This window comes from Micromonospora sp. NPDC002717, assembly GCF_040295705.1.
In the GTDB taxonomy this organism is placed as follows: domain Bacteria; phylum Actinomycetota; class Actinomycetes; order Mycobacteriales; family Micromonosporaceae; genus Micromonospora.
Map to the genome: position 1 here is coordinate 1 of NZ_JBEOVW010000060.1, position 14,902 is coordinate 14,902.

Sequence of the window (14,902 nt, forward strand, 5' to 3'; positions counted from 1 at the left end):
AACTCCTCCGTGTAGTTCTTGCGGGCCATGCTTGGATTCTCGCTTCCCCCAGCAGGTACTGGATTCCGCATGTCCAAGATCCGGGGTCAGGGCCCGCCGTCGCTGCGGACGGCTCTGGCGGCGGACTGCCATTGGTGGCTTCGGGTCGGGCACGTCGTGAACGCGTCAGACCGGCGGTTACCGGGATCTAGACAGCAACTGCTCAGAGCTGCGCGCGGTCGGCGGCAGATCCGCGCACCCGATCGCTCGTCCAGTCGGGCGCGGCGATAATCACCGGGTGCCGGAACGTCTTGTCATCCAGAAGTTGATCACGGCTGCGGCACGCTCTACCTTGCCTCCCCTCGGTTTGACACAGAAAGCCGGGGGCGGACCTGGCACGACGACCGCGGATGGTCCTTGATCGTCGTCGAGTTCCAGCCCGGACGGAGCCCCGGCACGTATCTGAACGTAGGTGCTATGTGGCTCTGGACCGAGCGCGCCTTCTTGGCCTCCGACGAAGGTTGCCGTTTGTACTGGCGCGATGACGCGACTTTCGTCTCGGAGCCGCCGCTCGGCGAGGGGGGTTGGCGACAGCATGTCGACTTCCTGACTGCAGACCAGTTCACGCGTGACGTGGCATTGGCGGTCAAGGTCGCGGCGGCTCGGGTGACTGAGCTGCGCACGCAGCTTCCTGACGTCGCCGCGGTGGCCGCGCGCCTGGCCGGACGGCTGACCCGGTTGGGCGAATCGCCCTTATGGCACGCATTTCACAGTGGCGCGGCAGCCGCCCTCAGCGGAGATTTGTCGGCGGCGGCGCGAAGCCTCACCGAGGTTGTGTCGGCTGACCTGCAGGTGGAGTGGGAGCATGATTTGGCTGCGGAGGCGTCCGAACTGCTTGGTCTCATGAGTGATCCTGTCGCGTTGCGCCGTCGCCTTGTCGAAACGATCGGACGCAGCCGGAGCATGCTCAAGCTCCCAGCGGCCGACCTCGACTCCGGCTGCTCTGGCCTCGGGTGACGGGAAGAACTACCGAGATGGCGGCCACTCTCAGCGGCACACGCTCATCGTCATGAGAGCGCGCGGGCGCGGTTCCGTCATTCGTACGGTCGGGGCGGTCGTCGACTCAGCTGCGCAACCGTTAACGACGTTTTCGGGTGCCGCCTTTGGCTTCGCATGCCGCGTCGGCGGTTCAGACCAGGGCGGTGTGGGCTTCGGTGAGGAAGCGGTCGCGGTCGTCGCCGTGGGCGATTGCCGCGTTGTAGACGGCGTCGATCGCGGCGACCAGCGGATCGTCATTCGCCAGGGCGATCAGGGCGGGGAACGCGGCGGCCTGCTGGAGCGCCTCGGTGACGTGACGTGTGCCGGACGTCCTCGCGGCCAGGTGGAGCGTGATGGTGGTGTGCGGCACCTCGGGATCGGACAACAGCCGGTTGAACGCGGCGGTGCCGCCCTGCTCGGTGAAGGGTCGGGACAGTGGGCGGTCGGCCTCGGCGGCGGCGAGCGCGTCGGCGATCCACCCGATCCGTTCCAGCCCGGCCACCCGCATCGCGCGGCGGGCCGCCCAGCAGGCTGCCTCACGCTGACGGGCGGCGGACAGCGCGTCGATGCGGTCGAGCAACGGGCGGTCGATCCGGGCCAGGGACCGCGCCTGGCTGACGAGCCCGCGGACACGGTCCGACGGCGGCGCACCTCCCCACTGCTCGGCGGCGCGCTCGGCCTCCAGGCGGCGGCTCTTCTCGACCAGCGCGGTCGCCTCGGCGGCCTGAACCCGCAAGGTCTCCATCCACGGATACGACCCGGCGGTCTCGAGCAGATGGTCCCAGATCAGGCCAAGGGCGAAGGCCTGCCGACCCAGCACTCCCTCGTGCCGCAGCGTGAAGCCGTCGGGGCCGGACGTCAGCCGTACGGAACTCTGCTCGTCGTCGGGCAGCGTGTCCAGCGGATGGGGGAAGATCGGCTCGCCGGCGGCGGCCCACGACCAGGTGAGAGTCTCGCCGTCGACCCGCTCCAGCCGGACCTCCAGGTCACCGGCGGGCAGCACTCCCCCGAAGACCGCGACCGGCACGGGCCGGTGACGGACCACCGTCACCCGGGGCAGGCCGGCGTCATCCTCGTACGGATCAGCTGGCAGTGGCCGAAGGATGGCCGGACGGCCGGACGGGCGCGGCACCAGGGACAGCATCGCCCGCTCGGCGGCCTTCGCCGGCTTCTGCTCCCAGGCCCGGCCTCCCGGGTCGGCCAGCACGGTGCGCCATGGCGTCTCCTCGGACACCGCCCAGATGTGCAACTCGTGCCGCTCGGGCGGGTCGTCGTCGGTGCGTACCGTCTCGTGTAAACGGTCGCGCGCATGCACCCGCACCCGGATCAGCCCGCGCGGGACGGCGACGTCGGTGAGGGCCGCCGAGGTGCCGCCCATCAGGCCGACGACCGACAGCCTGCCGCTGGGACTCCAGAGGGTCGCCTCGCTGATCGCGTCCCAGCCGGCGTCGACCTCCGCCGGAGGCCCGGGCAACACACGGACGCGTGCCTCGATCCAGCCGGTGTGTATGCCGCAGAAGCCGGTGAGTTGATTCGGCCCGCCGACGTGCAGCAGGTCGTCACCGAGGACGTAGATCCCCACGCCGGACGCACCCGGCACGGTGAACACCTCGTATTGGCAGTGGCTGACAAACAGCCGCGCCCAGCCGGTCACGGATGCCGGAGTTCGATGATCTGCGCCATGCACATCGTCCACTCCCAGATCCTACGGACGTCGTCATCGGACCCGTGACCCCCGGGGATCGACGGGACGTCCTCCCCGGAGCTGTCCGACCAGGCCGGGCGGCCGACCCGGTGCGCACAAGCGTCTGTCACCGCATGATTCGTGACGCAACCGTGGAGGACTGGCCTGAGGCGGGAAGCGGGCCCGGTGCCGCGCTTTGTCAACGGCAGACGAGTGCACCGCAGCAATACGTGCAGTGCGGCTGGAAGGCTGGAGCTCGTCATACTGGTGTCGTGGAAGGGCGGTTCGACCAGGCATCGGCGGAAGCGGCCGAAGCGCGCGGCGACTGGGCTATGGCAATCGCCATGGTCGCTGGATTTTCCGAGTGCTATAGCCATGACCACTACCGGCACAACGCGCATCTGTGGCATATGGAGCTACTCGTGAAGGCCGGGCTCTTACATGAGTTGGCAGAGCGCGCCAAGACCGACGTTCACGCACGGCGCCGGTTGGACAGGTTGCTGTATGAGGAAGGCTGCGACAGCGAGCTACGGCAGCGTGCCCGGCGCGGCGACAAGACCGCCTTGTACTTTTTGGTGCGTCTGCTTCGCGCGAGAGGAGAGCAAACGGCCGCTCAGCAGGCGGTCGTCGACATCGACCCAGCCGACACCTACGCCATCGAACTGGCACATCAGCCACTGGCGGACGGGTAGGGCCGGGAACGAGCTCATCGCGGCAAGCAGTCGTGGCGCGTGCTCGACGAGGCGCGAAACCGCATGACGCACTGATCTCGGCAATAGCGGATGCCCAGCATCTGACGTCGGCATCGCCGGCAACGCAGATCGTGGCCGTATCCGGCGCCGCCGGTGTTCTATGGGATCAACTCAGCCACGGAAAGCGCCTCGTCCAGCCGACCAGCGGCCAGGTCGTCGTGACGGATCACGAAACTCCCGTCACTCCGGTAATAGAACTCGCTATCTACGGGAAAGCGGGCGAGCGACACCCACTCAATCGTCAGCCGGTGCGTCTCCTTCTCCACATGCGAATACCATTTCGCGACCGGGATGACGATCTCGCCCGTCTTTTCGCGCCACGCGAGGGTCTGCTCCGCAATACTCTTGATTACCTCCTCGTCGGCATACCCGCCGATATAGGCGCTGGCGTACCCGTTGTCAGGCGGCCAGAGATCGTTGGCCAGAGCACAGAGTTCGTCAAGGTGCGGCAGGTCACGCTCGAGGTCACGGGCCAACTGCTGCTGGAAGGGCGACAGGTCGTCCTCGTCCTCGTCGTCCTCGTCCGCCCCGAACCAATCGGGAAACTCCGCGCGCAGCGTGGCGCCGACGTCGTACTGCTTGTCGACGAACGCGTGGTCGGTGGATCCTGCCGCCACCTCGGTATCGGTGCCGGCCGGCACATACACGACTCGCCCGTACCTCCGCTCCCCGGTGGCAGCGGCCTGCTCGTGGTCCAGGAAGAACAGCAGCGAGCCGTCTGCCGGCAGGCCGAAGCCGTCGACTCTTGGCAGCGCCGCACAGTCGACCGAGAAGATGAACGGCAACGGACTGCCCCCGTCGGACGGCCAGTCCATGCCCACCGGCAGCCGGGGCAACCCACCGAACTGCCCGACCGGAACACCGCTGGATCCTCCGCCCAACCGGATCGACAAACGGAGGTGCTGGATAAACCGGCTGACCTCGTCGTCCGGGATGCCCAACGCGAGCGCTGCACGACGAAGCTGCCCCTGATGATCCATAGCGCAACATGGTGCCACGAGGGCGAGCCCGGCGACCGGGTGACCCACGGCCCGCACGCGCTGTCGTCGGCATCGCTGCCGCCGTGATCGGTGCGCACATCTCGGCAAAATGCGGATACGGAGTTGCGGTCAGCCCTCTTTGCGCGGCCCGCCACTTTAGGAAGCGGCGGGGCCGCTGGGGCTGCCCGCCGCGGTCATGGCAGTCCGCCGCTTTGACCGCTGCCCATCCCTCCGAGCTGACGTCAGCCCCGTGCCTGGCTCTCCGCCGGAGCCGGTGGTGCTCACGTGTCGGCTAGGTTGCTCCGCAGCTGGCTGGCGAGCGTGATGGTTGTTTCCTGGGGTTCGGCGTCGAGGTCGGCCAGGGCTTTGGTCAGGGCACGCAGAAGGGTGCGGATGCCGTCGGCGTCGCCGAGGGCGTGGCGGGCGCGCATGGCGCGTGTGTACAGGGCTTCGTTGTAGCGGTCCAGTCCGATGGCTTTGTCGAGTAGGTCGGATGCGCCCTGTGGGTCAGTGTCGACGAGGTCGTCTGCGAGCAGCAGGTGGGCTTCGGTGCCCCAGCGGCGCACGGTCTCCCGATGCGGCTGGAGCCATTCGTAGTCTTGGCCGTCTGCCAGTGGCGCGGTGTAGAGGTCGCAGGCGGTGGTGAGCAGTTCGCGGCGGCGAGGGCCGGTGGCGATGGTGGCTGTGCGCAGCAGGTCGCGGAGGGTCCAGACGTCGACGTCGACGGTGGCTGGGTCGAGCCGGTAGCGTCCGGCGCTTTTGACGACGTAGGCGTTCTTGGCGTCGGGGGTGCTGGCTCGGCCGAGTACGTGTCGTAGGTTGCTCGCGTTGGTGTGCACGCGTTGGTCGGCTTGGCTGATGCGGGCGTCGGGTTCGAGGTATTCGCCGATCTCGCGGGTGGTGACTCCGTCGGGGTGGCAGGCCAGGAACACGGCGAGTTCGAGGGCTTTGGCGCGCAGCGGGCGGCCGGGTTGGGTGATGGTCTCGATTCGCGGCGGTCCGAGTACCCGCAGTCGTGCGTTGCCGGTGGCGTTGGTCTCGAGAGTTGCCGTGGCCGGTGTGGGTCGGTCGGGGAACGCGTTGTCGGTTCGGCTCGCGTGAAGTGGGACGCCCGGGCCTGGTGCAGCGGGTGGCGGGAGCGCGGTGGGTTGCCCTGTCTGCGCCTCTCGCAGGGTCGTGAGGATCTGTATCGCGGTGTGGGTCTCGAGTACGGGTACGCGCGGTGGGGTCGGCTCGGTGGTCGACCCGGATGCGAGCGCGGTCTGGCCGTCCGGGGCGACGTCGATGGTGACGCCGTGCTTCCACTCGTCGAGCAGCACGGCGGACACATTCAGGTGGCCGCCGAGCGTGAGGACGGTCTTGGCCCGCATGGAGGCGTTGGCGGGCGGGGCCGCGGTGATAAGCACGACCGCTGGCAGAGCTTCTTCGTCGGGGGCCTGCTGGCGCAGAGTGTCAAGATCGGTCAACGCGTGCTCGTCGAGGATACGGCTGCGGTGCAGGAGCCGGGCCTCGATCGCGGTGAGCGCGCCGTCAATGCTGTCGGCGACGTGCAGCCGTGGCCATGGCTCGAGGGCCATCGTTTCGGGACCGAGGAGCGTGACAAGGGTGGCGGCATCGATGATGACTTCACCGCGTGCGTCGGGGTGGTGTGGGCCGCCGGCGGCCAGGACGGCGACGAGAGCGGCGCGGGCGGCGGCGTGCGCGCCGTCGCCGACGACGCCGATTCCGCCGGTCGGCAGCGTCGCAAGTTCGGGTATGAGGGCTGGCGGCTGACTGTTGTTGTCGTCCGGTTTCGGTGGCTTGTTGTTGCGGGCAGCCACGGCTCGGCGGATCTGGACCACCGGTGGTGGCAGCTCGACGGGCGGGTCGGCGTCGGCTTCGCCGGTGTAGTGGCGCCGGCGTTGAAGCCAGACCAGCGTGGCGGCGGCGCTGATCGCGGCGGCGAGCGACCAGGGCAGCCAGTTGGAGGCCGACAGCGGCACACCGTGTTCGTCGGCGGCGATGGCGGGGCTGTACGTGTCGGTGACAGCCGGCGAGATCGGCGGCGGTGCGGCCGGGCTGGAAGCCGCCGACGAGGGGGCCAGCGAGGATGCCGACGCGCTCGGGGCTGGCGATGGTGTTGTGCTGGAGATGGTGGCCGGCTTCTGGGCGGTGGCGGGTGGCGGCGCGGTGGGACCTGGTGGCTCTGGGGAGGCGCTGGGCGATGCGGGCGGTGCTGCAGGCCGGGTCGTGGTCGCCGACGGTGGGTCGGTTGGCGTTGCGGGTTTTGCAGCTTTCGGCGGGCGGGCGTCGGAGGGCAGTCGGAGTTCCCAGCCGGGGTAGATGAGGTCGCAGTCGCGCAGGGCACCGCCGACGCCGGGGTAGTGGCGGTGTTTGTTCAGGTGGCAGATCTCCGGCCATCGGTCCGCGTCGCCGAGCCACTCCTTGGCGACCTTGGACAGAGTGTCGTGTCGCTCGACCGTATACCGGTAGCGCTGGTCGGCGACCTGAATGAGTGCGGGCCCGCGGGCGGCGGCCTGCAGAGGAATGTCGACGCGCTGGGTCACGGCGTCCGGCGCCGCCGGCTGGTCCGGGGTTATCGCGTGGTCGAGCGAGCCGGCGGACGTGACGGCAAGCGCGGCGGTGCCAGCCAGGCCGAACACGAGCCGGTGCAGCGGCGCCGGCAGCCTGAGCACGGGAATGCGCCACCGGGTCAGCGCCGTAAGAATCTCGGCGAGAAGGAGTGCCCCGAACACGCCCCACAGCAGCCACATCGCCCAGAGGGCCGCGCCGATGAGGACGTCCGGGGTGAATCGTCCGCTGGAGCGCTCGAACCAGTCCGGGATCTGCGACCAGGCCGGCAGCCGCCGAACGGGGTTTCCGCCAGCAAGCCACAGCAGCGTCGGCACCGCCGCCAGGAAGATCCCTGCGCCGATGACCACGCGAGCGGCACTGGCAAGGGACCGGGGCAGGGACGTACGGCGTGGGGACGACTCGTGTGGAGGGTGGACCGTGGCCCGTGTCCCATATTCGGCCAGTCGGTCTCCTCTATCCGGGGACTTCTGTGGCACCCGTCCTCCCCCTGCGGTTGATCGTCGATCTCTCCGCATACACGAGAATCAGCGTTGCCGGCCATCCCGTTGAGAGATAATCTCACCATCCGCACACAAAGGATCACGCGGAGAGAATTGCGGTTGACGTCGCCTCGCCTTCACGGGCGAGACTGCCCCTCATGCCAAGCGGGGGCGCCAGGGCGTCGATCGACCTCAGTTCCACAACCATCGCCGTCACCGTCAGCCAGCAGGCCGTTCGGGTTCCGATCCTCATCGACGGTCGGCTCGTCATGCCACCGGGCGTCGCCATCGGCCCTGCAGGTCAGCTCTACGTCGGCCTCGACACCACGGCCGCGAGGTCCCTCCCGGCGGGCCACCGATTCGTTGACGATCCAGCCGACCTGCTCGGCAAGCCCACCCCTGCCCCCGATGCGGCACAACCCGACCCCGTCGATCTTCTCGCAGCTGTCCTGCGGCATGTCAGCCACCATGCGGCCAACCAGATCGGCCAGCCGATCGCTGAGCTCACCGTGACCGTTCCACCGAGCTGGGGACCACGCCGCCGCGGACAAGTCGGCGAGGCGGCAAACCGAGCGGGACTACCGTCTCCCGCCCTGGTCACCGCGCCCGCCGCCCTCGCCGCATACGCCACGACGCTCGGCCTCACCCTGCCCCAGGGCTCCTGCCTACTCGTCTGTCAGGCGGACCGCCATCCGGCAACCGTCACCGTCCTACAGATGGTCGGCGACGGCTACCGGGAGTTGGCAACACAGCAGCTCGACGGCACACACGACCTCGACCACCTGATCACCCAACGCGTCGTGCACACGGCGACAACCGACAACGACCCACTCCGAGCGGCGATCAACCAACCCTCGGATACCAACGTGGATGGCCGCCTCGCCCTGCTGGAGTCCGTCCGCACCGCCAGGAATCTGCTCACGGCACAGGATCGCGCACCGATCCTGCTGCCCGCACCCCGACAGCCCGCGGTCATCACCCGCGAGGACGTCACGATCGCCGCGCAGCCCCTCCTCGATCAGGTCCCCGACGCAGTCAACGAACTTCTCGACGCAGCTGACGTCGACAGGGAGCACCTCGCCGCAGTCATCCTGAGGCCAGCCCCCGCCCTGCCCGCGCTGACGGACCGGCTCACGCAAGCCACCAGCGCCACCCCCGCCCTCATCGACCACCCCCACGCCCTCGCCGACGGCGCCCTGAACCTCACCACCCACCAAACCGGAGCCAGGGCCGCCGCAACACGGCTACCCGCGTCCGACTCCGCATCAGCGACCTCACCGGCGCCCTCCTCATCGGCGCATGCTCCCTGACCCTGCTGCTCCAAGCCATCCTCACCGCCGACATCACCACCGTCCTCACCTACGTCGTCGGCGCCCGCACCTCCCTACCGCAACTCGGCGCCGCCGGCGCGCTGGCCATGCTCACCGCCTTCGCCGTAGCGCACCTGGCACCCACCACCTGGCTCGCCGCAACACCCACCGCGTCAACACCCGAACCCACCACGGGCAGCCTTATCCGGCGGGGATACCTCGCTGCTGCCGTCGGCGGTGCCGTCGCCGCCGCCCTCTACGGACTCGCGACCGGCACCGCCGTCGAGCTCGACTACAACCCCTACCTGAAATGGACCCTCGGTGCCGCCATACCCCTCACCGTCTGCGCCGCCCTCATCGCCGCCACCGCACCCCGAATCGCCGCCGACGCGCTGCCCACCTGGCTCGCCCTGACCCGCCCCGCCGTCACGCACGCGATCATCGCCGCCATCGGCATCTTCCTCATGCGCGCGGCACTCACCCTCACCACCCCCATCGACCTGACCGGCATGCCCGGCCTCGCCGGCAGCCTTGGAGCAGCCCTCCTCGGCGCGGCCACCGCCCTGACCGCCAGCCGTAGCCGCATGCTGCGCACCATCACCGCACCAGGGCTGGCCATCGGCTACGCTCTCGTCTTCAGCTACGACACCAGCAGCGCCCTGATCGTCGGCTACCTCGTCGCCCTCACCTGGTGGGGCCTCCGGCTCACCGCCCAAACCCTGCGACTTGCCTTCCCCGCCGTAGGAACAGCGCTGCACCGCCTCGTCGATCGCTCCAGCGGCTGAAAGCTGACGGAAGCGACGAAGGCCCAGGTCCAGGACACGGGAATACCCGGTCCGACGAGGCTGGTTGCGATCGGGACAGCCGAGAGCACCTCCAGGCTCGTAGCATTCTTTCGCCTCTGGCCAAGAGGCGATAATCGCGGCGGGACCCGCTGATGCTCCTCGCCCGGCATCCCCCTCGATGCAGGGCACGGCACCGCGAAGAACTGCTTTCACCGGCTGTGGGGTCTGGCTGGTAAGGCCTTGAGCGGCCGGGTGGTGTGCTCGGTGCGGTCGTTGTGCTGGTGGTCGGACAGCAGGCCGCGATGGCGCGGATGGTGACGTCGTTGGTCGCAGCTTCGTCGTCGGCCAACTCGCGGCATGCCCTCGTCGCCACCGCCGCACCCCACTTGATCAGCTGCGATGCCAAAGCGTGATATCGCTGCTGGTGGCAACCACGAGCGTGCGTCCGGAGACTGAGAAGCCGGCGGCGCGAAGCTCCGAGTAGTCGGAGTGGAAGATGTGCCACCAGTGCGTACCAGCCGTGCCGCGATAGATGTCGCCGTTGATGGACAGCACGACGCGCTCGTTGGGCCAGTCCGGTGCTACAACATCGACCGTCCAGCCGTCCTCCGTGATGGTGTGAAGTCCGCCGCCGTATAGTCCGGCGATACGAACGCGCGTATCGGCCAGCGGGCCGAACCCTGGACACGACAGGTCCGTCCCCATCGGGATGCAGAGGTCCGGATCAGGATTCCGATCGCGGGCGATCTTCGCGCCGGTGGTCGGATCGAACAGACCGCGACCGTCGTGTGATACGACCATGAGGATGTCGGCGCCGCTCGCCGGATCTGCTGCGAAGCCGACGCCCAGCAGCCCGCCCACAGGTATGTACGTGTGTGGCGTAGGCAGCGCAAGCCACGGAACAGGTGCAGGCATGACCGGGGCGCCGAGGAACCGGTCACGTAGCTGCTGCTGATACTCACGCATCACGGCTTCTCGTCTCGTCGAGTCAGTCTTCGTCTGCTGCCAGTACTACGACCAGCACCCCGCCGCCCGTGCCGACGATGAGGGCGTCCATGGTGTGCCTGATGACCGGTCTCCACCAGCCCAGATCGGTGTTCGTCCACCAGCGGGTCCCGTGCCCGAGCAACGTGATGAGCTTCTCGAACACGTCCTGGGCCTTGTCGACCGGGTAGCGGCCCCGCACGCCGTAGGCCAGCGTCCGCGACGTCATCCCCCTCAGGACGGCGAGCGCCGCGTCCTGATCCACCTCCGCCAGGCACACCGCCAGCTCCTCAGCATTTTGAGGCGCCTGGGGCGAACCACCGAACGAACTGGCCGAGTCGATGACACCACAATCGGCCAGGAACGCGAACACGCCCGCGAAAGGGTCCTCGCCACCGGCGAGGCCGATCAAGGTCCACAAATGCTCGTTGCCGTAGGGTCCTGGTAGTCCGGCCAGGAGTTGCTGACCTCGCAAGCCGCTCAGACGCGTTCAACGCCGGTCACCCTGTCGGGCCGGAACTCGTGGACGACCTCGATCAGCCCGACGATGTGCTGGTTGAACTCGTCGAGCTCCTCGGCGGGCACCCACAGCTCAAGGATGTCACGCCCGCCGACCTGTCGGATCGGGTAACGGGAGGCGAACACACGGTCGACCGCGAACCGGGTGACGTAACCAACGCCGGAGGCGGACACGTTCCAGTCCCGGGCGATCATGATCGCGTACTGCTCATTCAGGACCGGATAGAAGATCGGCTGGTCAGGTAGCCGCGGCGGCCACGCCTTCCAGCCGGAAGCGCGCACGAGGTCGAACTCCTCGGGGCCGGTCGGCCGCCACAGGGTCATCGTCTCGGCCACAGCGACCCTCCTTCCCTGGCCGGCGCAGAGTACCGGCTGGCCCACGACGTGGAACAGCCAGTTTCCGTCTTCAGCGTCGCACCAGCCTGTCGAAGCCGAACTGCCGGGCGGCTGCCGCGCTGCCGCCGGTCAGGCACTGCTGGTGGCGCACCGAAGTCATCGTTAGAGGGCAACGCCAGTGCGAGCCGGCGGCGCAGGTCCTCCGCGTGTGGGCCGGCCACCTCGATGCCCTCGAGGGTGAGGTCGACTGGCCAACCGGCGTCGCGTCCGACGGGCACCAGATGCTCAAGATATTCGGCAAGCATGCGGGTCGTGTAACCGTCCCATAGCGCATCGGTGCGGCGCGTAGTCCCTTGCGGGGAGCATGTTCTTCTGCCACTACCGCCGGGCGCGGTGGCTCAGCGAGGCACAGTTCGCCGCGTACGAGCGGCATCAGGCACTCGCGGGCTCAGCGCACAATCTCCACGGTCGCTTGGCCTTCGAGGCGTTCGAGTTCCTTGAGGGTGGCGTTGTAGGTGCCCAGGTGGAGGGTTTGATCGGAATACCCGATGCCGTCGGTGTTGTAGTAGAAGCCGATGTTGCCCCATGGAATGAAATAGATGAGATGGCCGTTACTACGCCCCGACACAGGGACTCGTCCTGCACTACGGAACAGTTGGCCGGTGGCCCGGCCTGGTACGGATGGGGCGCTTCACCTACGACCTGAACGCACTCCGCGACATGCCGGACGGATCACACGTTCAGATCGCAGCGGCTCCCACCCGCACCTCCGGCGACGCTTTTGCCGGCGCGGTCTAGCTCACCAGCACCGCTTCGGCATCGCGGCCCGTCGCGACCGCGCGTTGCTCCCTCAACAGGATCGTGAGCGGCAGGAAGTGAAGCGCGGCGACGCAGGTGCCCACCAGCACCGGTCCGGTGGCGCCGAGTGCGGACTCCAGCGCGAACCCGGCGATCCACGGCCCGACCGCAGTGCCGAGATTGAACGACGACGTGCTCAGCGCCGAAGCGAACGTGGACGCGTGATCGGCATAACGGACCGCCATGTTGATCAGGATCGGGTTGGTCGACATACCGAACAGGCCGAGCAGGACGATGAGAACGATCATTACGGGCTCTTCACAATGCAAAGTGTCGTCGGTGACGCTGATGCGCCGATTGTCGTCGAACCTGCGCAGAAACCAGATCTACAAGGCGTTCCGGGAGGTCGGGGCGTGATGTGGACCGTGGCGCTACTGCGGTTCCTCGCCGATTCGGGGCTGCGGGCACGGGGTGACCGGCGGCCGGACGCTCGTCCGAAATCGGAGCCGGTCAATGCCGGCGACAGCGCGACTGGACCATCCCGGCGCGCGATGCCGGCGGGGCATCGGCGATGCTGTGGACGTGGAGTACGTGTCCAGAGTGCCGCGACCGCCGCTGGACGGGCTGATCGACGACCTTTACTGCCTGGAGGGTGCGCCGCCGTACGCCCGGCTGACGCTGCCGCCGATGCCGGCGGCGTTGCTCATCGTCAACCTCGGGGCGCCGTTCCGCATCCGCGCGGGCACGGACATCGAGACGGCCGAATACGCCGACGGCTGCGTGGTCACCACGCCCACCCGCGCGTTGGAGTTCGGCTACCCACTCCGGACCCGGTCCGTCGGCGTGCACTTCAAGCCGTGGGGGCTGGCGCCGTTCCTGCCGATGCCCGCGGCCGAGCTGTGCGACCGGCCGGTGACGGTAGAGCAGGTTTGGGGCCGGCCCGCCACTGCTGAGCTGCGAGACCGGCTGGCCACGGCGGACGGACCGCACGAGATGCTGACGCTGCTCGAGGAAGAGCTAACACGACGGCTGTGCGAGACCGCCGGCCTGGGACTGGTCCGCCATACGAGCAGCGTCATCGCGGCGACCAGCGGGGCGGTGGCGATCGGCGACCTGAGGGTGGCAGCCGGTGTCAGCAGCACTCATCTGGCACAGCGGTTCAAGGAGCTCATCGGCGTCACGCCGAAGCGGCTGGCCCGCACCTACCGCTTCGCCGCCACCGTGTTCGCGATCAACCCCGCCGAACCGATCGACTGGGGCGACCTCGCCGGTCGCGCAAGCTACTTCGACCAGGCCCACTTCGGCCACGAGTTCCGGGCGTTCACCGGGCTCACGCCGACCCGGTACGTCGAAGTACGGCGGCGGTTCCTGCGCGAACATCCCGGTCACGCGCTGGACGGATGGCCGTTGCCGGCCGATTGATTTCTTACAAGAGCGACAGCTCACGACACGCTAATTTGGGGGCACCCCAGAGCAGAGGAGCGCCCCATGGGCATGGTGGTCATGTACAGCTCGGTGTCGGTGGACGGCTTCGTCGCGGACGAGAACGACCAGCCCGGACCGCTGTTCGACTGGTTGTCCAGCGGTGACGTCCCGTTGGACGAGAGCGGCGAGGTAAAGGTGTCGCAGACGTCCTACGACTACACCCGGCCGTACTGGGACCAGATCGGGGCGACAATCGTCGGCCGCCACGTCTTCGACATGACGGACGGCTGGTACGGGAAGCCTCCGGGCGGGATCGACCACGTGGTCGTCGTGACGCACCGGCCGGAGCCCGAGGGCTGGGACCCCGAGGCGCCGTTTCACTTCGTCGACGGCGTCGAGGCAGCCGTGGCCAAGGCGCAGGAGCTTGCGGGTGACCGCATAGTCGAGGTCGCCGCTGGCGACGTCGGTGGCCAGGTGCTTGCCGCGGGCCTGATCGACGAGGTGCGCATGGACGTCGTACCCGTCGTGTTCGGGTCCGGCAAGCGCTACTTCGGGTCGGTCCACGCGCAGCACCTGTTGGAGGATCCTGACGTGGTGATTCAGGGCAACCGGGTGCTTCACCTGCGCTATCGGGTGCGCCGTTGACCGATCTGAGCGGGGTCCACTATGAACGGTGACACATGATCGGGCCTCCGGCTGCGTCTGGTATCGCTGTCCCTGGTCGGGCAGCCGACGCCGATCCGCCCAGCACCTCACCTGCGGCAAGTTCAACTCAAGATCACTGGTTGCCAATTTCCGTCGTATCTTTGGCCGACCCTCAGGAAGAGCGGCTCTTCACCAATGCAGGGTGTAGTCGGGGTCTGAATCCGCCTGTCTCGAGAGCTCGGGCTGATCGAGCCGATGGGGTGCATCCGGCACACCGCGGTCACGGTTACGGCCGAGCGATCACGGTGGCCGCGGCGCGCGCACTCCAGGAGTTGGGTTCGTCCAGCGTGGTCGTGTGCACCCCGAGCTCCAACGTCGGCGCCGTCGCCACCTACCAGGCGGCCGGCCTGAAGCAGTTGCCCGAGAGACGGGACCTGTACCGCGACGATTCCTGAGGCTTTCGGCGTGGGGTCGTGGGTGGAGCGGATTCCGGGCTGGGCATCTCTACCGACACAGCACTAGGCCGTGTCTCCCGGATCATGGTTTGGGGTGGTCCGGTTTCGCGCGTAGCCAGATGAGGATGTCGGCGATCTGCACGGTGGCGCGGTAGCGGC

General features: G+C 68.3%; 15 protein-coding genes and 2 pseudogenes. 9 read left to right on the plus strand and 8 right to left on the minus strand.

The window, feature by feature from the left end:
- Positions 1 to 396 precede the first annotated feature (396 nt).
- The gene (locus ABT006_RS34140; protein ID WP_350712601.1) at positions 397 to 996 is read left to right on the plus strand and encodes a hypothetical protein; all 600 of its coding nucleotides are present in this window, start codon (positions 397 to 399) and stop codon (positions 994 to 996) included.
- Between the two features lie 172 nt (positions 997 to 1,168).
- Here the strand turns inward: ABT006_RS34140 and ABT006_RS34145 are convergent, their stop codons facing one another.
- Positions 1,169 to 2,617 (minus strand): hypothetical protein, encoded by a 1,449-nt coding sequence (locus ABT006_RS34145; RefSeq protein ID WP_350712602.1) that lies wholly within the window; start codon positions 2,615 to 2,617, stop codon positions 1,169 to 1,171.
- Positions 2,618 to 2,973: 356 nt separating this feature from the next.
- Between ABT006_RS34145 and ABT006_RS34150 the strand changes: the two genes are divergently transcribed.
- Positions 2,974 to 3,393: a hypothetical protein gene (locus ABT006_RS34150; RefSeq protein ID WP_350712603.1), complete on the plus strand. Its 420-nt coding sequence runs from the start codon at positions 2,974 to 2,976 to the stop codon at positions 3,391 to 3,393.
- Between the two features lie 158 nt (positions 3,394 to 3,551).
- On the opposite strand, the gene ABT006_RS34155 is transcribed toward ABT006_RS34150, so the two are convergent.
- Together ABT006_RS34155 and ABT006_RS34160 are read right to left on the minus strand one after the other, a co-directional pair.
- Complete coding sequence (locus tag ABT006_RS34155; protein ID WP_350712604.1) at positions 3,552 to 4,433, minus strand: DUF1963 domain-containing protein; 882 nt, start codon at positions 4,431 to 4,433, stop codon at positions 3,552 to 3,554.
- A 281-nt stretch (positions 4,434 to 4,714) separates the two neighbouring features.
- Positions 4,715 to 7,354 (minus strand): AfsR/SARP family transcriptional regulator, encoded by a 2,640-nt coding sequence (locus tag ABT006_RS34160; protein ID WP_350712605.1) that lies wholly within the window; start codon positions 7,352 to 7,354, stop codon positions 4,715 to 4,717.
- A gap of 290 nt (positions 7,355 to 7,644) precedes the next feature.
- Here ABT006_RS34160 and ABT006_RS34165 point away from each other — a divergent pair, with 290 nt between their 5' ends.
- Together ABT006_RS34165 and ABT006_RS34170 are read left to right on the plus strand one after the other, a co-directional pair.
- The gene (locus ABT006_RS34165) at positions 7,645 to 8,796 is read left to right on the plus strand and encodes an Hsp70 family protein (protein WP_350712606.1); all 1,152 of its coding nucleotides are present in this window, start codon (positions 7,645 to 7,647) and stop codon (positions 8,794 to 8,796) included.
- 107 nt (positions 8,797 to 8,903) lie between these two features.
- The gene (locus ABT006_RS34170; protein ID WP_350712607.1) at positions 8,904 to 9,581 is read left to right on the plus strand and encodes a hypothetical protein; all 678 of its coding nucleotides are present in this window, start codon (positions 8,904 to 8,906) and stop codon (positions 9,579 to 9,581) included.
- Between the two features lie 390 nt (positions 9,582 to 9,971).
- Here the strand turns inward: ABT006_RS34170 and ABT006_RS34175 are convergent, their stop codons facing one another.
- From ABT006_RS34175 to ABT006_RS34190, 4 genes are all read right to left on the minus strand, one after another.
- A complete protein-coding gene (locus ABT006_RS34175; protein WP_350712608.1) occupies positions 9,972 to 10,547 on the minus strand; it encodes a hypothetical protein in 576 nt (191 codons plus the stop codon).
- Positions 10,548 to 10,569: 22 nt separating this feature from the next.
- On the minus strand, positions 10,570 to 10,977 hold the full coding sequence (locus tag ABT006_RS34180) for a hypothetical protein (protein ID WP_350712609.1): 408 nt from the start codon (positions 10,975 to 10,977) through the stop codon (positions 10,570 to 10,572).
- Between the two features lie 68 nt (positions 10,978 to 11,045).
- Positions 11,046 to 11,420 (minus strand): ADP-ribosylation/crystallin J1, encoded by a 375-nt coding sequence (locus ABT006_RS34185; RefSeq protein ID WP_350712610.1) that lies wholly within the window; start codon positions 11,418 to 11,420, stop codon positions 11,046 to 11,048.
- A 448-nt stretch (positions 11,421 to 11,868) separates the two neighbouring features.
- Positions 11,869 to 12,048 (minus strand): cyclophilin-like fold protein, encoded by a 180-nt coding sequence (locus tag ABT006_RS34190; RefSeq protein ID WP_350712611.1) that lies wholly within the window; start codon positions 12,046 to 12,048, stop codon positions 11,869 to 11,871.
- Positions 12,049 to 12,092: 44 nt separating this feature from the next.
- On the opposite strand from ABT006_RS34190, the gene ABT006_RS34195 reads away from it, so the two are divergent.
- Positions 12,093 to 12,218 carry a hypothetical protein gene (locus ABT006_RS34195; protein WP_350712616.1) on the plus strand — a complete coding sequence of 42 codons (126 nt, stop codon included), beginning with the start codon at positions 12,093 to 12,095 and terminating at the stop codon, positions 12,216 to 12,218.
- On the opposite strand, the gene ABT006_RS34200 is transcribed toward ABT006_RS34195, so the two are convergent.
- Entirely contained in the window at positions 12,215 to 12,526 is a 312-nt protein-coding gene (locus ABT006_RS34200; protein WP_350712612.1) for an MFS transporter, read from the minus strand. The two genes, ABT006_RS34195 and ABT006_RS34200, sit on opposite strands and share 4 nt — an antisense overlap.
- A gap of 19 nt (positions 12,527 to 12,545) precedes the next feature.
- Between ABT006_RS34200 and ABT006_RS35210 the strand changes: the two are divergent.
- From ABT006_RS35210 to ABT006_RS34215, 4 genes and pseudogenes are all read left to right on the plus strand, one after another.
- Positions 12,546 to 12,688 (plus strand): annotated as a pseudogene (locus ABT006_RS35210) (Tn3 family transposase); the annotation flags it as partial.
- 112 nt (positions 12,689 to 12,800) lie between these two features.
- On the plus strand, positions 12,801 to 13,640 hold the full coding sequence (locus ABT006_RS34205) for a helix-turn-helix domain-containing protein (protein WP_350712613.1): 840 nt from the start codon (positions 12,801 to 12,803) through the stop codon (positions 13,638 to 13,640).
- A gap of 66 nt (positions 13,641 to 13,706) precedes the next feature.
- Positions 13,707 to 14,288: a dihydrofolate reductase family protein gene (locus tag ABT006_RS34210; RefSeq protein WP_350712614.1), complete on the plus strand. Its 582-nt coding sequence runs from the start codon at positions 13,707 to 13,709 to the stop codon at positions 14,286 to 14,288.
- A gap of 35 nt (positions 14,289 to 14,323) precedes the next feature.
- Positions 14,324 to 14,635, plus strand: a pseudogene (locus ABT006_RS34215) (hypothetical protein); the annotation flags it as partial.
- Positions 14,636 to 14,902 lie beyond the last annotated feature (267 nt).

Coding starts and splice junctions, on each gene's coding strand:
- ABT006_RS34200 (WP_350712612.1), bottom strand. CDS start 12,526: ATGATCGTTCTCATCGTCCTGCTCGGCCTGTTCGGTATGTCGACCAAC.
- ABT006_RS34210 (WP_350712614.1), top strand. CDS start 13,707: ATGGGCATGGTGGTCATGTACAGCTCGGTGTCGGTGGACGGCTTCGTC.
- ABT006_RS34165 (WP_350712606.1), top strand. CDS start 7,645: ATGCCAAGCGGGGGCGCCAGGGCGTCGATCGACCTCAGTTCCACAACC.
- ABT006_RS34170 (WP_350712607.1), top strand. CDS start 8,904: ATGCTCACCGCCTTCGCCGTAGCGCACCTGGCACCCACCACCTGGCTC.
- ABT006_RS34155 (WP_350712604.1), bottom strand. CDS start 4,433: ATGGATCATCAGGGGCAGCTTCGTCGTGCAGCGCTCGCGTTGGGCATC.
- ABT006_RS34175 (WP_350712608.1), bottom strand. CDS start 10,547: ATGCGTGAGTATCAGCAGCAGCTACGTGACCGGTTCCTCGGCGCCCCG.